This window comes from Collinsella sp. CLA-AA-H167 (assembly GCF_040095305.1).
Lineage (GTDB): Bacteria > Actinomycetota > Coriobacteriia > Coriobacteriales > Coriobacteriaceae > Collinsella.
This window is the reverse complement of sequence record NZ_JBBNGA010000006.1, coordinates 68,896-86,117: the sequence shown is the minus strand read 5'-3', so window position 1 is coordinate 86,117 and position 17,222 is coordinate 68,896. Positions and strand designations below refer to the sequence as shown.

Here is a 17,222-nt window from a genome sequence, read left to right as displayed (position 1 = left end):
TGCAAGGACCACCACAAAGGTGCCTGTCCCCTTTGTGGTGGTCTGAGGGCTACAGTCCAAAGAAGCCGAGAATCTGGTCGCGGCTAACGGGCTTGTAGTTGTTGGCATCGAGTCCAACGTCGTAGCGAAAGATAGGGCGCTCGCGATCGCGATTACGCGCATTGGTGCGGTCTCCCCTGCTGTGAATGTGCCCGTGCAGCATGATGGCGCCGCGCGCCTTGCCATTCCAGCTGAGCATGGGGTAATGGCTCATCACCAGGCGATGACCCTTGGCATAGCCGGGAGCAATCTCCAGGTAATCGCGCACGTCTTCCCAAATCTGCGGTACGTCGGGATCTTCCCAGTCACCGTCATGGTTACCACGGATGAGCGTCACGTTCTGGCATTCGATACGCTCGCGCAGGCGCACCGCCTCCGCCAGGGGCAAACGATAGGTAAAGTCACCCAGAATATAGAGGCGGTCATCCGCAGCCACGCACTCATTGATGGCATCGATGACCTTGCGATTCATCTCCTCGACCGAGCCAAACGGCCGGTCCATGTCGTGCAAGATATTCGTATCGCCCAGGTGCAGGTCGGCGGTAAACCACATCATCGTCTCTGTCCTCATTTCGCAACGCGTTCAACTCGTGCTAAGTATACAGACGCAGCGATGCGGCGGTTATCCAAAGAACCCGCCGAACAGTCCGCGGCGGCTCTTGTCTTGCTTTTTCGAAGCGCCACCCTGGGTGTTCTTGTCCTGCCGCTTCTTACGATCCCGCTCCAACTCATCATCATCGAGTAGCATATCCCACTCAAACGGATCGTCTGTCAGATCGAACTGGTCGTCGTCATCAAACATGGCAGTCTCCCTTACCGATTAGCGAGCATCCACCACGTAGAGTCCAACACGCACCTGATGCCACGGGCTGTGCTCTGGGGCAACTTGTTGCACGCGCGCCTCAAATACACCCTCATGTCCGTAATACATCATCAAGGACAACGGGCCGACCTCGTTTCCCGGAACATAACCGAGCTTGGTCTTGTCGTAATAGATCGCAACCGCCTCGGGATCATGGGGGTTATCGCGCTCGGCACACAGCGTCAGCTTATCGCCCGCTTTAAGATCGCCCAGGACCAAGGCACCGTCGGCATACTGAAATCCCGCAATATGAAACGACAGAAGAACACGCGAAGGCTCGTGCATAGCAACTCCTCTAACGGCCGGATAAACCGACGCTTAACCTTACTGAGAAGTCTACGAACTCGTGCGGACACAAATTCATCCTGCCCGCGTCTTTCAATCGCTCGCCGCAACGCTTGCGAGACAGAGCGCTTGCAGATAAGATAGAGGCACGGATGGCACCCGTGGCAGCGGGTCTTGCCAACTCCGATACACGTTTTCATCGTGAGAAGTGGCCGTCTTCGCTTACGCGGGGACGGCTATTTCATTCGGCCGATAAACAGGCCGAGTTCGATAGCCGCGATCAACAACGCCAATAACGAAATAACATCGCTTACGTTCATACCAATTCCCTTCTAAAGGGAGTTGGCCCATCCGTACCCCATAGCAGTAGTCTAACGTAAATGGCAGGTAATAGGAACACTTGTTCGTATTACCTGCCATTTCCTAATGCACAAACATGCGCACGAATTTGTGCTTCCAGCTTGCGTAGGGCGCATACCGAAACGGCACGTCGAGCCAGGTTGCCTTGTTCACGATGCTCTTCTTGTGGCTAAACGTATCGAAGCTCTCCCGGCCATGGTACTGCCCCATACCGCTCGCGCCCATGCCGCCAAAGCCCATATGGCTCGTAGCCAGATGCATGATGGTGTCGTTGACGCAGCCGCCGCCAAAGGGCACGTAGCGCACAAAGCGCTGCTGAACCGCGCGATCCTGGCTAAAGATATACAGGGCCAGCGGCGTCGGACGATCCGTAATAAACGTCTCGGCCTCGTCTAAGCTCTCATACGTCAGCACCGGCAAGATGGGACCGAAGATTTCTTCCTGCATCACGGCGTCCTCAGGCGCCACGCCGTCTAGGATCGTCGGCTCAATCTTGAGCGACGACTCGCGCGCCGTGCCTCCCAGCACAACCTTGTCGGGGTCGATCAGCCCGCGTACGCGCGCGAAATGCTTGGCATTGACAATATGACCGTAGTCCTCGTTGTCGAGCGGGTGCTCGCCAAACATGCGACGGACCTCCTCCTTGATAAGGCCCAGCAGCTCGTCGTGCACGCGCGTATCGACCAGCAGATAGTCGGGCGCCACACAGGTCTGTCCCACGTTGAGCCATTTACCAAAGGCGATACGCCGCGCCGCGACCTTCAAGTTTGCCGTCGCATCCACGATGCAGGGACTCTTGCCGCCCAGCTCAAGCGTCACGGGCGTAAGGTTTTTACTTGCGCGCTCCATGACGAGCTTACCGACCGGAACGCTACCGGTAAAGAAGATCTTGTCCCAGCACTCGTCGAGCAGCGCTTCGTTCTCAGCGCGCCCGCCCTCGACAACCGTCACCAGGCGCGGATCAAATGCCTCTTCGCAGATTTGCCTGAGCACCGCACTCGATGCCGGAGCATAGGCGCTCGGCTTGATGACCACAGTATTGCCCGCGGCAAGGGCGCCGGCGAGCGGCTCGAGTGTTAGCAAAAACGGGTAGTTCCACGGAGCCATGATGAGCGTGACGCCATAGGGCACGGCTTGCGTTTTGCAAACGCTCACGGCATTGGCGAGATCACACGGATGCAGGCGAGGACGACTCCATCGAGCCGCATGCGCGATCTGATGACGAATCTCGGAAAGCGACGTGCCGATCTCGCACATATACGCCTCATCATGGGACTTTCCCAAATCGGTCTTGAGCGCATGGGCAATATCGGCCTCGTGGGCCCGTACCGCATCGCGCAAACTCACGAGCGCGCGACGTCGAACATCGACATCAAACGTGGCGTGCGTCTTAAAGTAGGCACGCTGGTCGCCGACGATGCGCGCAATTTCCTCGGTGTTCATGGACCCTCCTAGTTCTCGCCCTCAAACATACCACCCGCGACGACCTCGTACATACGCTCGAGTTCCAACCGATCCATCAAAAGTGGAACGGGGTATAGCGGATTGGCCTCGGCATCGGCATGGGCCGCCATTTGCGGAATATCGGAGCGGCGAATGCCCGTCACATATTTTGGAATGCCCAAGGCGGCATTTATGCGGTCGACCCAATCGATAAAGGCCTCGGCCGCAAGACTGTCCTGCGCGTTAGCCGGCGCGAGACCGGCCATGCGAGCAAGATCGGCAAGCTTGGGGGCGGCGGCGTCACCATAAGCGCGAAGCATGTGCGGCAGGATGATCGCGTTGGCCAAACCGTGCGGAATTCCGTATCGGCCGCCCAGACTGTGCGCGATGGCATGCACATATCCGACATAGGAGCGGGTAAATGCAACACCCGCTTTATACGCCGCCGAAAGCATATTGCGACGAGCGCGCATGTCGTCGCCATGCTCATAGGCCTCGGGCAAATTGTCGTGGATGAGCTGGACCGCCTGACGCGCCATCTTGCGCGTGTAGGGCGTGGTGCTACGGCCGATAAAGGCCTCGACGGCATGTGTCAGGGCGTCCATGCCCGTTTGCCCCGTAATGGAGGCGGGCAGGCCGCGCGTAAACTCGGGGTCGTGCACCGCAAAGCGCGGGATCAGCACAAAGTCGTTAATGGGATACTTGTAGTGCGTCTCGTCGTCGGTAATTACCGCTGCAAGCGTGACCTCGCTTCCCGTGCCCGCCGTGGTGGGAACGGCGATGAGCAGCGGCAGGCGACGATGGATACGCAACAGGCCGCGCATCTTGTTGATGGGCTTCTTTGGCTGCGCGATGCGCGCGCCCACGCCCTTGGCGCAGTCCATGGCCGAACCGCCGCCAAAGCCGATAATGGCCTGGCAGGCGCTCTCTCGATACAGAGATGCCGCTTCCTCCACGTTTGAGACCGTGGGGTTCGCACATGTTTCGGCATAGACCGCAGCGCTAATTCCCTTGGACGCGAGCGCTGTCTCGAGCGGTGCCGTGAGCCCCAGACGGGCAATGCCGGGATCTGTCACGATAAGAACATGGTGTATTGAACGCTTTTGAAGCACTGCGGGCACTTCCTCAGCGTGCTCTAAAATGCGTGGCTCGGTATAGGGCAGCACCGGCAATGCGATGCGAAAAACCGTTTGATACGTTCGGCACCAGGCGCGGCGGGCTAGATGCATAAAGGAAGCTCCTTCATTTGTTGATTGGTCAACATTTGCTCGACCGATTGTACTCATCGGAGGTCGCACGAGGTCTAGCAATCGTTAATCAATCAACATCTACACATGCTTAAATTGTTTTATTAAAAATCATTCCTAATAGGCTTCACATTCGGTCTCATTTATGGATAATAGAACTCGTCAAGACGCACGTCCGGAGAGGGCCCTTACGGGACCGGACGAGCGCACCATCGCCATCGATCGAAAGGATCGAATCATGAAGTTTGTTTGCCCCGTTTGCGGTTATGTGGAAGAGTTCGACGGCGACCAGCTGCCCGAGGATTTCAAGTGCCCCCAGTGCGGCGTTCCCGGCTCTCGCTTCCTGAAGCAGGAGGAGGGCCAGCTCGAGTGGGCTGCCGAGCACGTCGTGGGCGTCGCCAAGATGGAGGGCGTCTCCGAGGACATCGTTGCCGATCTGCGCGCCAACTTTGAGGGCGAGTGCTCCGAGGTCGGTATGTACCTGGCCATGGCTCGCGTTGCTCATCGCGAGGGTTATCCCGAGATCGGCCTGTACTGGGAGAAGGCTGCCCACGAGGAGGCCGAGCATGCCGCCAAGTTCGCCGAGCTCCTGGGCGAGGTCGTGACCGATTCCACCAAGAAGAACCTCGAGATGCGCGTTGAGGCCGAGAATGGCGCCACCGCCGGCAAGACCGATCTTGCCAAGCGCGCCAAGGCCGCTGGCCTCGATGCCATCCACGACACCGTGCACGAGATGGCTCGCGACGAGGCCCGCCACGGCAAGGCTTTCGCTGGCCTGCTCAAGCGCTACTTTGGCTAAGCCAACTGCCTGAGACATAACCTCTAGCTCGAAGAAGGCCCGGACCGTATTGGTTCGGGCCTTTTTGTGTCTCGAGGACTCGTTAACGCCCTGAAATAGAGCTATCTTCGGCATCGGTCTCTCGTCAAAAACTAAGTGAGTAGACTTTTCGAAACTTGCCGAGCAGACCATCCGTATTGCTTTATAAAGTCGCAGGTAAATGACTTGTTTCAAAACGGCCTGGTCGCCAAAGTGCCAAAAGCCTACTCACTTAGAACCGCAGCCGTCCACGATCGAGCTGTTTTGCGTCTAACGGGCATCTTTCCGTCGATTACTCCCAATTTTGTCCAGTCAACGAATAGTTCAGACCGGAGTAATGTCTCAGCCCTTTGCTCATCTGAGCTTTTATCACGATATTCAGCATCGAGCATCCTGCATATGGCCTTAACGATCGCGCGGAATCTATCCTCATCGGATATCTGTCTGTGTGTCAGGAGAAGTACATCGTAGCCCATGGCCTGAAGGGCCGTCATGCGGTCAGCGTCACGCAAGCCATCCCCTGCGCGTCCGTGCGAGGCCTTTCCCTGACATTCAATGGCCACCTGTCGCCTGCCGTCCGGCGAAGAAAGAAGTAGGTCGATATATACACGGGACTTTCCCACAATCGCTCGAGCACTTGTGCTTAGCATCACTTCAACATTAAGCTCTATGCCGCAAAAACCTTCGCCTCCCAGGGATCGCGGCAGTGCAAGTAGCAAATACGCCTCGACCTCAAAAGGCGACGCGGCGCCCAATGGAACGAGTTGCGATACCGCTATAAATCTATTGCCGTAACGCATCCCGCAAACATCTGAACAAAAACGGTCAAGGTCTCCGCCCAAAACCAAAGCGTCTCGACGCCATAAATTTGAGGCGGTGCCGTCCTCGGACGGGCAGCGCACCCAACCGAACGTTGTCGAAATCGCGCCCGAATCAATTGCACGCGAAAGCTCCGCCTCAAGTGCCGCCGGCAGGGCACACACCGCAAACAAGCCACACATCTCCGCCAATACCAAAAGAAGCTGAAGATCCGTCAGATGCCGCAACATGATGAATGCCGTCAGTAGAGGAGACGTAATCAAAACCCCATGCTCCGTTCCCAGCACGGATTCCCTGGGAAGCTCACCAAGAAACAGCCGCTGCCTAATGCTGGCAGGACAAGTCCGTTTGTTTCTCGACCGAACCAATGTATACAACGGAAAACCGAGCGCGACCGCAGCCGTCGGGTTGCGGGCGAGATCATATCGCTGCCGGTCTTCTTCCGGTCGTGGAAGCGGCGGACACAAAGCGCGGACTTGAGGAGGCAAACGCCAGTACCTAAAAGCTGATATGTCACAAAGTAGATCCTTCATAGGCACAGGAAAACACGAATTTCAACCCAGTCAGTCACGCATTGGCGCGAACGCACCAAAAATGGCGCCGAACGGACTGCCAAGTTTTCAACAGCCCTCCCCAACTGGCCAAAAGCTTGCCGAGAGCTGGACGAAGCCCTGTTGAAAACCCCATTTTTTCTCATGCAGGAGCTTTGCGCGGCAAGTGAGTAGACTTTTTTGAACATCCCGAGCAGGCCGGTCATCCTGCTTTTCAAAACCGCAGGTAGATAGCTTGTTACAAAACTGCCTGGTCGCCATAGTGCTAAAAGTCTACTCACTTAGGTTGCAGAGTGCCCCCCCATTAGCTGCAATTCCAAGGTAGTTAGTACTTTTGGACTCAGATCGTCATACTGAACAAGAATTTGAGTTGAGTTTTCAGGGACAGATGCGCCATCGGCACACCAAAAACAGTCACCGATATCGATAAAAGGGATGCTCGAGCGCGTGAGGGCCCGTGCAAAAGAGCTTCCGCCCGCGTCACACTCCACGGCCACGACGCAGTAAAGGCCGGCGTCCGCGTACTCGATCGAGACTTCCCCTGCCGGAAACGTTTTCCGTACAAGCGCCGCCAGGCCATCACGCGCCCCACGAGCACGAACGCGCACGCGGTTCACATGTCGCTCGTAATCACCCGATTCCAGCAAACGCGCCAAGGCAACCTGATCAACAGAACTTACCGACGAGGCGTAGAAACCAAGGTTGCGTTTAAACCTCTCCATTAGTTCATCGGGCAGCACCATGTACGCCAAACGTAACGCCGATGAAAGGCTCTTCGAAAACGTGTTGGTGTAGATAACCGACTGGGCGGCATCGATCGACGCGAGCGCGGGAATCGGCTTGCCGGCAAGGCGAAACTCACAATCAAAGTCGTCTTCGATGAGATACCGACCTGGCCGCTCGGCGGCCCAGCTCAGCAACGCATAGCGACGTGCAATGCTCGTCACAAGACCGGTCGGATACTGATGAGACGGCATCAGGTGAAGGACATCGGTCCCGGTTTTCTGCAGCGCGCTCAAGTCCACGCCCTCAGCATCCAACGGGACATGCCGCACTTCGCAACCCATGGCCTGATAGATGCGCGTCAAGCGCAAATAGCCTGGATCCTCGACGGCATACACCTTGTCCGCGCCAAGCAACTGAACCAACATGGTATCGAGCAGCTGGGCGCCCGCACCGATAACGATATTGTCGGGATTGACATTCATGCCCCTTGTCCCGCGCAGATGGCGCGCAATCGCACGTCGCAGTCGAGCGGTGCCCTGCGCCGGTGCGGGCGAAAAGATTTCACGTTCGTCTTCGGACGTCAGCGTCGCCCGTAGCGCACTTTGCCAAAGCCGCGCCGCCTCCAAAGCGGAAGGAGAAAGTGCGTCGAATCGCTCTGCCTGCCCCATGGCATCATGCGCGCTGGGACCAACAGGGACAGCATCTCGGTCGATATCCCCCGCAGCCAAAGCCAAAACCGGCGCATCCGGGAGCTCGCACGCGTAGTAGCCACGACGCGGCATTGAGCAAATATAGCCCTCGGCAAGCAACTGGCTATATGCATTCTCGATGGTAATAACACTGATTCCCAGATGACTGGCAAAGGCGCGCTTGGACGGCAGATGCTCCCCCGCCGTAATGCGTCCAGCTACGATATCATCTCGGATTTGCTGGTAAACATACTCATAGAGCGATGCTTCGCCGCGTTTTTCCAAATTGTAGTCAAGCATGAGTTTGTCACCTGACCTTATCGAGCTGTTCAATCTGATATTAAGCTGACCTTATTATTATCTCGAAAACTGAGTATTTTGCCATGCCCAGCTCCCCGATAGGATGTTCCGTCAAGCAATGCACATGCCAACCAAGGGAGCAACCATGGCAGAACAGACCAGCAAGGCAGATCGCGTCAAACTCAATCGCGAGCTCGCGCAGATGCTCAAGGGCGGCGTCATCATGGACGTCACCACGCCCGAGCAGGCACGTATCGCCGAGGAGGCAGGCGCCTGCGCCGTCATGGCTCTCGAGCGCATCCCGGCCGACATCCGCGCCGCCGGCGGCGTGTCGCGCATGAGTGACCCCAAGATGATCAAGGGCATTCAAGAGGCCGTCTCCATCCCCGTCATGGCCAAGTGCCGCATCGGTCACATCGTCGAGGCGCAGGTCCTTCAGGCCATCGAGATCGACTACATCGATGAGTCCGAGGTTCTCTCCCCCGCCGACGATGTCTACCACATCGATAAGACCCAGTTTGACGTCCCGTTTGTCTGCGGTGCCCGCGATCTGGGCGAAGCGTTGCGCCGTGTCGCCGAGGGCGCCACAATGATTCGCACCAAGGGCGAGCCGGGCACGGGCGACGTCGTCCAAGCCGTGCGCCACATGCGCAAGATTCAAAAGCAAATCCGCGACGTTGCTGCTCTGCGCGATGACGAGCTCTTTGAGGCAGCTAAGCAACTGCAAGTTCCAGTCGAGCTTGTGCGCGAGGTCCATGCCACGGGCAAGCTTCCCGTGGTGAACTTTGCCGCCGGCGGTGTAGCAACCCCCGCGGACGCCGCGCTGATGATGCAGCTGGGTGCCGAGGGCGTCTTTGTCGGCTCGGGCATCTTTAAGAGCGGCGACCCCGCCAAACGCGCCGCCGCCATCGTTAAGGCTGTGGCAAACTTAACCGACGCCAAGCTCATTGCCGAGCTTTCTGAGGACCTGGGCGAGGCCATGGTCGGTATCAACGCTGACGAGATCGAGATCATCATGGAGGAGCGCGGACGCTAGTCCAGCAGAAAGGATCGCACATGAGCGATTATGCAGGCCAGACGGTCGCCGTGCTGGCGGTCCAAGGCGCTTTTGCCGAGCACGAGACAAGACTATCCGAGCTGGGCGCACGTTGTATTGAGCTGAGGCAGGCGGCTGATTTGATGCAGGACTTTGACCGTCTGGTACTTCCCGGCGGCGAGTCCACCGTTCAAGGGAAGCTGCTTGATGAGCTGGGCATGCTCGAGGAGCTTCGCGCCCGTATCGCTGAAGGCATGCCCGTCCTGGGCACCTGCGCCGGCTTGATTCTACTGGCTCACGACCTTGCCGCCCATGACGATAAGGGCACGCCGCGTTTGGCAACCATGGATGTACTTGTCGAGCGCAATGCCTACGGCAGGCAGCTCGGCAGCTTTCGAACCAAGGGGCAAGTAGCCGGCATCGACGGTGAAGCGCCGCTGACGTTTATCCGCGCGCCCCGCATCGTCGAGGTCCACGGCGACGCCAAGGCCCTGGCCGAAGTCGATGGCCGCATCGTCGCTGCCCGCCAGGGCAACCAGCTCGGCGTAACCTTCCACCCCGAACTCGACGAAGACGCCCGCATCCACGAGCTGTTCCTGCAAATGTAGGCAGAATTTAAACGAGCGTGGATTTTCGGACATACAACAAATGAGAGTGGATAATCTCCCACTTTGAGCTTGAATGCAGGCTCAAACCGGGAGATTATCCACTCTCATGCTATGTAGTCATTGGGGTCGCTCTTAACCGACCACTCAAACAAGAACGTTCCCAACGACTACATTGCGATAGACAACCACGTTTGCTCAGATAAAACCGACCAAAATAAACCTGCCCCTTTTTGGCAGGTTTGGATCAAGGCAACGCCGATGCTTTGGTACCGACAGCGAAAACCCGCCAGAGCGAGCAAGGTGCCTTGAAACAAGGCGGCATTGACCTTCTGGTCATGCCGCCGAAGTTGAAAGGCAGATTGCCGCCCTGGCGGGTTTGCAGCGTCAACTAGTTACGCGATTTGGTAAAACCGCGTAACCCAACTAGAAACGGTTGCCGCGGAAGCCGCCACCGTTGCGGCCGCCACGGTCGCCACCGCGACCGCCGCGGTCGTTACCACGGTTGCCGCCGAAGCCGCCACGGTTGCCACCGCGATCGCCATAGCCACCACGGTTGCCGCCAAAGCCGCCGCGACCGCCACGGTCGCCGCCACGGTCACCAAAGCCGCCACGGCCACCGCGATCGCCACCGCGGCCGCCGCGGTCACCGCCACGGCCACCGCGATCGCCAAAGCCGCCGCGACCGCCACGGTCGCCGCCACGGCCACCGCGCTCGTCACGGCCGCCACGAGGACCGCGGTCCTCGTCCAGGCCCATGGCGACGAGCGGAGCGATAACCTTATCGAGAGCGGCCATCAGCTCGGTGGCCTCCTCGTAAGAAAGCTCGGGCAGGAGCTTCTCCTTCTTGTTGGCAAGCTCGGTCAGGCCCTCAGCGGCATCCTCGGCAGCGAAGACAACGATCTTGCGCATATCGCCCTCGGCGTCGTCGATGCGGCCGACCAGATCGGCAGCCTCGGCCTCGGCCATCAGGCCATCGAGCTCACGAAGGCGCATGCCCAGCAGGTCGGACATTTCCTTCTGCTCCATCTTGGGCTTGAGGTCAAGAAGCTTGATGGCGCGCTCGATGTTCGCCATGCGCTCGGCCTTGGCCTCCTCCTCCTTGGAAATAGCAAAGCGACGGCTGCGCAGCAGGCGGGCGGCCTTCTGCATCTTGCCCATCAGCTCTTCGTCATCGTAATCAGCGGCGGCCTCGACAACCTCGGCCTCCTCGGCGGAAACCTCGTCAGCAGCCTCAACCTCAGCAGCTTCGGTCTCCACGGTCTCGACTGCCTCGACCTCGGCAGCCATGGTCTCGTTCTCGGTCTCGTTCATGATCTCTTTGTTCTCAGACATGAGACTCCTTCTTGGCCCTCTCGGGCATCATCGCCCCATTCGCGGGGCCCGTCGCGCACTCTTTGCGCTTTATACATTCATGCCTCTCGGCAAAACGTCCATTAGTTTATGGTGTCACCATCCAATCTAGCTGCAGAATCTATGTGCACACATTAATGCGACATGTGCGACTCGCGGCGAGCGTACACCAGCGACACCGCGAACCCGACAACGGCAATCACGGCCGCCACGCGCACGGCGGCTGCAAATCCTATCGCCTGGGCAACGTCCGACGCAACGCCTGCGGCGCCAGCAGCCACCGCAGAACTCGAAAGCAGGCCGATAAACAGCGACGGACCAAACGACGCGGCAATCATGTTCCACGTGTTGAGCAATGCCGTTCCGTGAGGATGTTCAGCGGCAGGCAGCGTCTCCAAGCCGGCCGTTTGCGAGGGGCTCAACACCAAACCGACTCCGGCATACACCACAACGGTCAGCGCCACGACGACGCCGATGTTCATGCTTGCCGCCGTCATCGAGATGGCAGTCTGTCCCACGGCAATCAGGGCAAAGCCGACCGGCAGCAGCGGCCATGCGCCACGGGCGTCCATCACGCGTCCGCCCACAATCGAGGTCACAGCGTTGCAGGCAATTGCCGGCAAAATGAGCAGGCCCGCAACAAGCGCGGTCATGCCGTATGCGCCCTCAAAATAGAGCGGCAACAAAACGCTCATCGAGAACGTCGTCATCATCGACACCACCACAAGCAAGCACGCAGGCCAAAAACGAACGCTCGCCATGGGACGCACGTTAAGCACCGGATGCTCGAGCTTGAGCTGACGAACCGCAAACAGGCCGAGCAGCACAACGGCGGCAAAAAGCGTCACGATGCCGGCAATCAGATTGGTCGAGAACTCGCCTACGGAATACACAAATGCCGTAATGCCGGCAGCGAGCAAAACAACCGACAGAATATCAAGCGTGGCGTTCGAGCGCTCTCCGACATTCTGAACAAGCTTTACGCCCGCCGCAGCGACCACAATGCCGCCCACCAGCGGCACTACGAACACCGCCCTCCAGCCAAACAACGTGCACATAAGACCGCTGATCACAGGTCCAAACGCCGGCCCCAGCGTAATGCAGGCACCGCCCAGGCTCAGATACAGACCGAGCTTCTCGCGCGGCGCGCAAGACAACACCACGTTCATCATGAGCGGGAACAAGATGCCCGATCCCGCAGCCTGCAAAATACGACTTGGCAGCAAGACGGTAAACGTTGGGGCGACCAGGCACAGGACTTCTCCGGCGACCAGGCATCCACATGCGAAAAACAGCAGCTTGCGCGTCGAGAAGCGACCGGAAAGAAAGGCCATGATGGCCGTAAAGATCGACGTCACGATCATGTAGCCCGAAACAAGCCACTGCGCCGTGATGGCACTCACCGAAAAGGCCGCCATGATGTCGTGCAACGCCACGTTAATGATGTTCTCGTTAAACGCGGCAACAAAGGCCGCGATATACATTACGGCGAGAAACGCCGAAGTGGCCGATGGCGCTACTTGAACTTGTTGCTGAGATTTGCTCCCCATGCATTTCCTTCCTCTTGGAACGACAGTCGTATCGCCCCAGAGGAACAGTCCAGGGCGAGGATGAGCCCTAGACTTACGCCAGACGCCGCACGCGACGAGTCTGGCAACATGGTCCAACGTCGAAAGATTGTAACGCGAACGCGCAGCTTTCCTTCCGCGCTATTATTAAAAGTCCACGAAAGCATGAGACATGAGGAGCCCGCCATGATTAAGCCCATCATGAAATCCGAGTTCTTTTTGCGCCTGCCTTCCGAAGACGCGGGCCCCGATGACGCCGTGACCGGGCAGGACCTCCTGGATACGCTCCATGAGCATGAGCACGAGTGCGTGGGCCTCGCCGCCAACATGATTGGCGTGCGCAAACGCATCATCTGCGTAAAGGACGGCAACAGGACACTCCTGATGTACAACCCTCAAATTCTTGAGCAGGTCAATGCCTATCAGACGAGCGAAGAATGTCTCTCGCTGATCGGCGAGCGCCCCTGTACTCGCTATCGCCGCATTAAGGTTGAGTATTTGGACGAGAATTTCGTCCACCGCATCAAAAACTTCTCGGGCTACACCGCCGAGATCATCCAACACGAAATCGACCACTGCAACGGGATTGTTATTTAGACAGCCAGGGTAACGATGCAGGTTGAGCACACGACAGCAAGCGAGCCGCATTTGCGCCAAGGTGACGTGAAATGAGAGGGCGCTGACCTTCTGGTCGCGCCCTCGAAATTGAACGTCAGATTGGCGTGAATGCGGCTCGCGCAGCGTCAAGTGGTCCGCCGTTCGGTAGAACGGCGGAACTAATTAGCTCTGACGGTAATGGTCGAAGAAGTCGGCGAGGTCTTCGAGGGACTCTTTGAGTACTTCCATGCGCGGCAGGTACACGATACGGAAGTGGTCGGGCTCAGCCCAGTTGAAGCCGCCGCCGCGCGTGATCAGGATCTTCTTCTCGTGCAGCAGGTCAAGGGCGAACTGCTCGTCATCGGTAATGTTGAACTTCTTCACATCCATCTTGGGGAAGATGTAGAACGCCGCACGCGGCTTAACCACCGAGATGCCGTCAATCTTGTTGAGCGCCTCATACACAAAGTTGCGCTGCTCGTAGACACGACCGCCCGGGCGGATATAGTCGTTGACCGACTGATGGCCGCCGAGCGCCGTCTGGACGATCGACTGAGCCGGCACGTTGGAGCACAGACGCATGTTGGAGAGCATGTTGATGCCCATGATGAAGTCGCTCATGCAGCGCTGGTTGCCCGAAAGCACCATCCAGCCAATACGATAGCCCGCGATCATGTGCGACTTGGACAGACCGCTAAAGGTGACGCAGGGCAGATCGGGAGCGAGCGAGGCAATCGAGACGTGCTCGTAGCCGTCCATGCACAGGCGGTCGTAGATCTCATCGGCAAAGATCATCAGCTGATGTCTGCGTGCAACCTCGACGATGCCCTCGAGCACCTCGCGCGGATAGACAGAGCCCGTGGGGTTGTTGGGGTTGATGATGACGAGGGCCTTGGTCGCGCTCGTGATCTTGGACTCCATATCCTCCAGGTCGGGATACCAATCCGCCTGCTCATCGCATAGATAGTGCACGGGATGTCCACCGGCAAGGGTTGCGCACGCCGTCCACAGCGGGTAGTCGGGGCTGGGGATCAGAATCTCGTCGCCGTTGTCGAGCAGCGCGTTCATCGAAAGCTGAATGAGCTCGGACACGCCGTTGCCCGTGTAGATGTGCTCCATCTGAACATTGGGCAGGCCCTTAATCTGCGAATACTGCATGATCGCCTTGCGCGCGGAGAACAGGCCACGCGAGTTGGAATAGCCTTCGCAGTCGGGCAGCTGCTGGCGCATGTCCTTGATGACCTCATCGGGTGTGCGGAAACCGAAGGGCGCCGGGTTGCCGATATTGAGCTTGAGGATGCGCTCGCCCTCATCCTCCATACGGGCAGCCTCGTCGACGACGGGACCGCGCACGTCATACAGGACGTTATCGAGTTTGGTGGATTTAGAAAAAGTACGCATGGTGGCGCTCCTTGGAATTTGAGCCGTGGGGCTAGGTTCGGATTTGGCAACGTTATGGGACGAGGACGTCTCGCCTTGATCGGCGCCACCGGCAAGCAGCCAGGTAACATCGACCTCCAAAATGCGGGCGAGCAGCTCTGCCACATCGCGCCGCGGGATCGTCTTGCCGCTCACATATTGGCTCATCTGACTCTTGCCGAGTTTTTTGCCGAGCATCTCCGATGCGCGGATTACGTCCGACTGGCGAACGTCGCGATCGGACATAGCCTGTCGCAGGCGATCGCTAAACGTCTCTTGGGCCACTAGAACCTCCTTGCTGGCAAAGTTCAATTTATAGAACACGAATTGAACCAAGGTTCAATTTAGCAAGCAGTATAGCGCGGCGCATTATCCGGAAGTTCAATTTCACAAGAAAATGTACCGAGCCCCGAGAATTGTCCAAAAGTGGACAACAGGTACGCGCTTTTAGAGGTATTCAAGGAATCGAGCGGCGGCAAGCGAAACGTCAGCCGTGCGATATATCGCGTTGATCTGCCGATGGGGATGCCCCTCGAGCGGGCGCACGGCAACATCGAACTGGCAGCGCCGCAAGATGAGCGCCGGAAGAATGCTCACGCCCAGACCGTCCTCGACCATGGCCATAATCGCATAATCATCCCAGGTCGACAGCTTAGAGCGCACCGCCAGGCCCGCGCGGCGAAACAGCGGCGTAATCTCGTCGTCGCTACCGCGTTCCAGCAGAATAAACTGCTCGTTGGCCAAATCGGCAAGGGAAACGACCTCCGCGGTGGCAAGCGAGGAGTCCGCTGGCACCACGGCCATCAGCTCGTCTTGCACCAACGGCCGCGACGCCATGCCGGCGCCGCATGGCTCGCGTGGAATAAAGCCCAGGTCGCAGCGGCCTTCCGCCACCCATTGCTCAATCTCGGAGTAATCACCCATCAGAAGCTCGTAATCGACATCCGGGTGATCAGCGCGAAACCGCGCGATCACCGGCGGCAGTACATGGGTTGCCACACTCGAAAACGTACCGATGCAGATCTTGCCGCGCATGAGCCCCCGCATCTCGTCCACATGTCGCTGCAGGCGGCCAAACTCCTCGCAGAGTGCCTCAACCGCCGGCATGATCTGCCGCCCATCGGCAGAAAGCACCACGCCCTCGCGGCTGCGGTCGAGCACCTTAAAACCCCAATCGGTCTCAAGGTCGCCTACCATGCGACTCACGCCCGACTGCGAATAGCTCAGCCGCTCTGCAGCGCGCGTAAAGCTGCCAGCACGCACCGTCTCGAGCAGCACTCGCATCTTTTGAATATTCGTTTCCACGACACCCCTCCACCTTTACATGAGTTTTTGTCATGTTATCCATGCATTATATTCGCTTTTCTTCTAAAGCCACCTCACCCATAGTGAACATGCTCGGATATAGAGGGGATGTCAGCACATGAACAACGGACTGTTTACGTACTTAGCAGCATTGCTATTGTTTGGCTCCAACGGCATCATCGCCGCTGCCATCGCGCTGCCGAGCTCCGATATCGTACTGTTGCGCACGTTTTTGGGCGCTCTCACCCTTGCCGCCATCCTCTTCATAACCAAGCGCCATAACCTGCAGGCTCCGTCTCGCCCCCGCGAGGCCGCAGCGCTCATCGTCTCGGGCGCCGCGCTGGGCGCCAGCTGGATTTTCCTGTTCCGCGCCTATCAGACGATCGGCGTTGGCATCTCCTCGCTGTTGTATTACTGCGGCCCCATCATCGTTATGGCCCTCTCCCCGCTCATTTTTGGCGAAAAGCTGACCGGCGGCAAAATCGCCGGGTTTATCGCCGTTGCCTGCGGCGCCTTTCTCATTGCGGCACAAGGTCTAGGCGGCAATATGCCCATCGCAGGCATCGTGTGCGGCATCGCCTCCGCATTTTGCTATGCGCTGATGGTCATCGCTAGCAAGGGCGCGCCGCACATCGAAGGCCTCGAGAACTCCACGCTCCAGGTGAGTGCCGCCTTTGTAACCGCGTTGATCCTCACGCTCTTCACGCAAGGTGCCCCCTCGCTCCTCTCCCCAAGCATTGCCGCCGGCATCGATTGGCGCGCCGTCGCCATGCTCGGCGTCGTCAACACCGGCATCGGTTGCCTGCTCTACTTTAGTGCCGTCGCCAAGCTGCCCGTCCAGACCGTCGCGGTCGTCGGCTACCTTGAGCCGCTTTCGGCCGTCGTGTTCTCCGTTGCCCTTTTGGGCGAGACCATAACGCCCATCCGCCTCATGGGCGCCGCGTTGATCATCGGCGGCGCGATCTTTTGCGAAGTCGCCGGCAAACGCGCAGACACCAAAGCAAGCATCGCCCAAGCGGCACGCGCCTAAAAGCCCCTCTTCAGCTCAAAGCAGGGACGCATCCGCGGTTATCACATTGCAGCAAACCACACAGCCGGAAGTGACCCTGCTTTGAAATGCTACCTGCGTACGTGAATAATCCCCAGATGGGGATTATTGTCTAAAACACCCCGATGTGCCAAACTGCTCTTATATGTATAA

16 protein-coding genes are annotated in these 17,222 nt (G+C 58.2%); 5 read left to right on the top strand and 11 right to left on the bottom strand.

The annotated features are described in order from the left end of the window. Positions 1 to 49: 49 nt before the first annotated feature. From AAAT03_RS05480 to AAAT03_RS05460, 5 genes are all read right to left on the bottom strand, one after another. Positions 50 to 610, bottom strand: coding sequence for a metallophosphoesterase (locus tag AAAT03_RS05480; RefSeq protein WP_349102792.1), 561 nt, complete (start codon positions 608 to 610; stop codon positions 50 to 52). A 51-nt stretch (positions 611 to 661) separates the two neighbouring features. After that, positions 662 to 841: a hypothetical protein gene (locus AAAT03_RS05475; protein WP_349099764.1), complete on the bottom strand. Its 180-nt coding sequence runs from the start codon at positions 839 to 841 to the stop codon at positions 662 to 664. A gap of 18 nt (positions 842 to 859) precedes the next feature. Continuing rightward, on the bottom strand, positions 860 to 1,186 hold the full coding sequence (locus tag AAAT03_RS05470) for an HIRAN domain-containing protein (protein WP_349102791.1): 327 nt from the start codon (positions 1,184 to 1,186) through the stop codon (positions 860 to 862). A gap of 423 nt (positions 1,187 to 1,609) precedes the next feature. Next, a complete protein-coding gene (locus AAAT03_RS05465; protein WP_349102790.1) occupies positions 1,610 to 2,989 on the bottom strand; it encodes an aldehyde dehydrogenase in 1,380 nt (459 codons plus the stop codon). A gap of 8 nt (positions 2,990 to 2,997) precedes the next feature. Next, positions 2,998 to 4,218, bottom strand: a complete 1,221-nt coding sequence (locus tag AAAT03_RS05460; RefSeq protein ID WP_349102789.1) for an iron-containing alcohol dehydrogenase — start codon at positions 4,216 to 4,218, stop codon at positions 2,998 to 3,000. Between the two features lie 253 nt (positions 4,219 to 4,471). On the opposite strand from AAAT03_RS05460, the gene AAAT03_RS05455 reads away from it, so the two are divergent. After that, positions 4,472 to 5,035 carry a ferritin family protein gene (locus AAAT03_RS05455; protein WP_070097113.1) on the top strand — a complete coding sequence of 188 codons (564 nt, stop codon included), beginning with the start codon at positions 4,472 to 4,474 and terminating at the stop codon, positions 5,033 to 5,035. A gap of 242 nt (positions 5,036 to 5,277) precedes the next feature. Here AAAT03_RS05455 and AAAT03_RS05450 read toward each other — a convergent pair whose 3' ends face one another. Together AAAT03_RS05450 and AAAT03_RS05445 are read right to left on the bottom strand one after the other, a co-directional pair. Beyond that, entirely contained in the window at positions 5,278 to 6,135 is an 858-nt protein-coding gene (locus AAAT03_RS05450) for a hypothetical protein (protein ID WP_124786405.1), read from the bottom strand. 569 nt (positions 6,136 to 6,704) lie between these two features. After that, positions 6,705 to 8,138 carry a PLP-dependent aminotransferase family protein gene (locus AAAT03_RS05445; RefSeq protein WP_349102788.1) on the bottom strand — a complete coding sequence of 478 codons (1,434 nt, stop codon included), beginning with the start codon at positions 8,136 to 8,138 and terminating at the stop codon, positions 6,705 to 6,707. A gap of 145 nt (positions 8,139 to 8,283) precedes the next feature. Between AAAT03_RS05445 and pdxS the strand changes: the two genes are divergently transcribed. Both pdxS and pdxT read left to right on the top strand, forming a co-directional pair. Next, complete coding sequence (pdxS, locus tag AAAT03_RS05440) at positions 8,284 to 9,174, top strand: pyridoxal 5'-phosphate synthase lyase subunit PdxS (RefSeq protein ID WP_346971700.1); 891 nt, start codon at positions 8,284 to 8,286, stop codon at positions 9,172 to 9,174. 20 nt (positions 9,175 to 9,194) lie between these two features. Continuing rightward, positions 9,195 to 9,782, top strand: coding sequence for a pyridoxal 5'-phosphate synthase glutaminase subunit PdxT (gene pdxT / locus AAAT03_RS05435; protein WP_346971701.1), 588 nt, complete (start codon positions 9,195 to 9,197; stop codon positions 9,780 to 9,782). 423 nt (positions 9,783 to 10,205) lie between these two features. Here the strand turns inward: pdxT and AAAT03_RS05430 are convergent, their stop codons facing one another. After that, on the bottom strand, positions 10,206 to 11,114 hold the full coding sequence (locus tag AAAT03_RS05430) for a hypothetical protein (protein WP_349102787.1): 909 nt from the start codon (positions 11,112 to 11,114) through the stop codon (positions 10,206 to 10,208). A 152-nt stretch (positions 11,115 to 11,266) separates the two neighbouring features. Then, entirely contained in the window at positions 11,267 to 12,682 is a 1,416-nt protein-coding gene (locus tag AAAT03_RS05425; protein WP_117840575.1) for an MFS transporter, read from the bottom strand. A 204-nt stretch (positions 12,683 to 12,886) separates the two neighbouring features. Between AAAT03_RS05425 and AAAT03_RS05420 the strand changes: the two genes are divergently transcribed. Beyond that, entirely contained in the window at positions 12,887 to 13,297 is a 411-nt protein-coding gene (locus AAAT03_RS05420; protein ID WP_117840577.1) for a peptide deformylase, read from the top strand. Positions 13,298 to 13,480: 183 nt separating this feature from the next. On the opposite strand, the gene AAAT03_RS05415 is transcribed toward AAAT03_RS05420, so the two are convergent. Further along, positions 13,481 to 14,962: an aminotransferase class I/II-fold pyridoxal phosphate-dependent enzyme gene (locus AAAT03_RS05415; RefSeq protein WP_082435486.1), complete on the bottom strand. Its 1,482-nt coding sequence runs from the start codon at positions 14,960 to 14,962 to the stop codon at positions 13,481 to 13,483. 201 nt (positions 14,963 to 15,163) lie between these two features. Then, positions 15,164 to 16,021 carry a LysR family transcriptional regulator gene (locus tag AAAT03_RS05410; protein WP_349102786.1) on the bottom strand — a complete coding sequence of 286 codons (858 nt, stop codon included), beginning with the start codon at positions 16,019 to 16,021 and terminating at the stop codon, positions 15,164 to 15,166. Between the two features lie 118 nt (positions 16,022 to 16,139). Here AAAT03_RS05410 and AAAT03_RS05405 point away from each other — a divergent pair, with 118 nt between their 5' ends. Beyond that, positions 16,140 to 17,051, top strand: a complete 912-nt coding sequence (locus tag AAAT03_RS05405) for a DMT family transporter (RefSeq protein ID WP_349102785.1) — start codon at positions 16,140 to 16,142, stop codon at positions 17,049 to 17,051. The last annotated feature ends 171 nt before the right edge of the window (positions 17,052 to 17,222 follow it).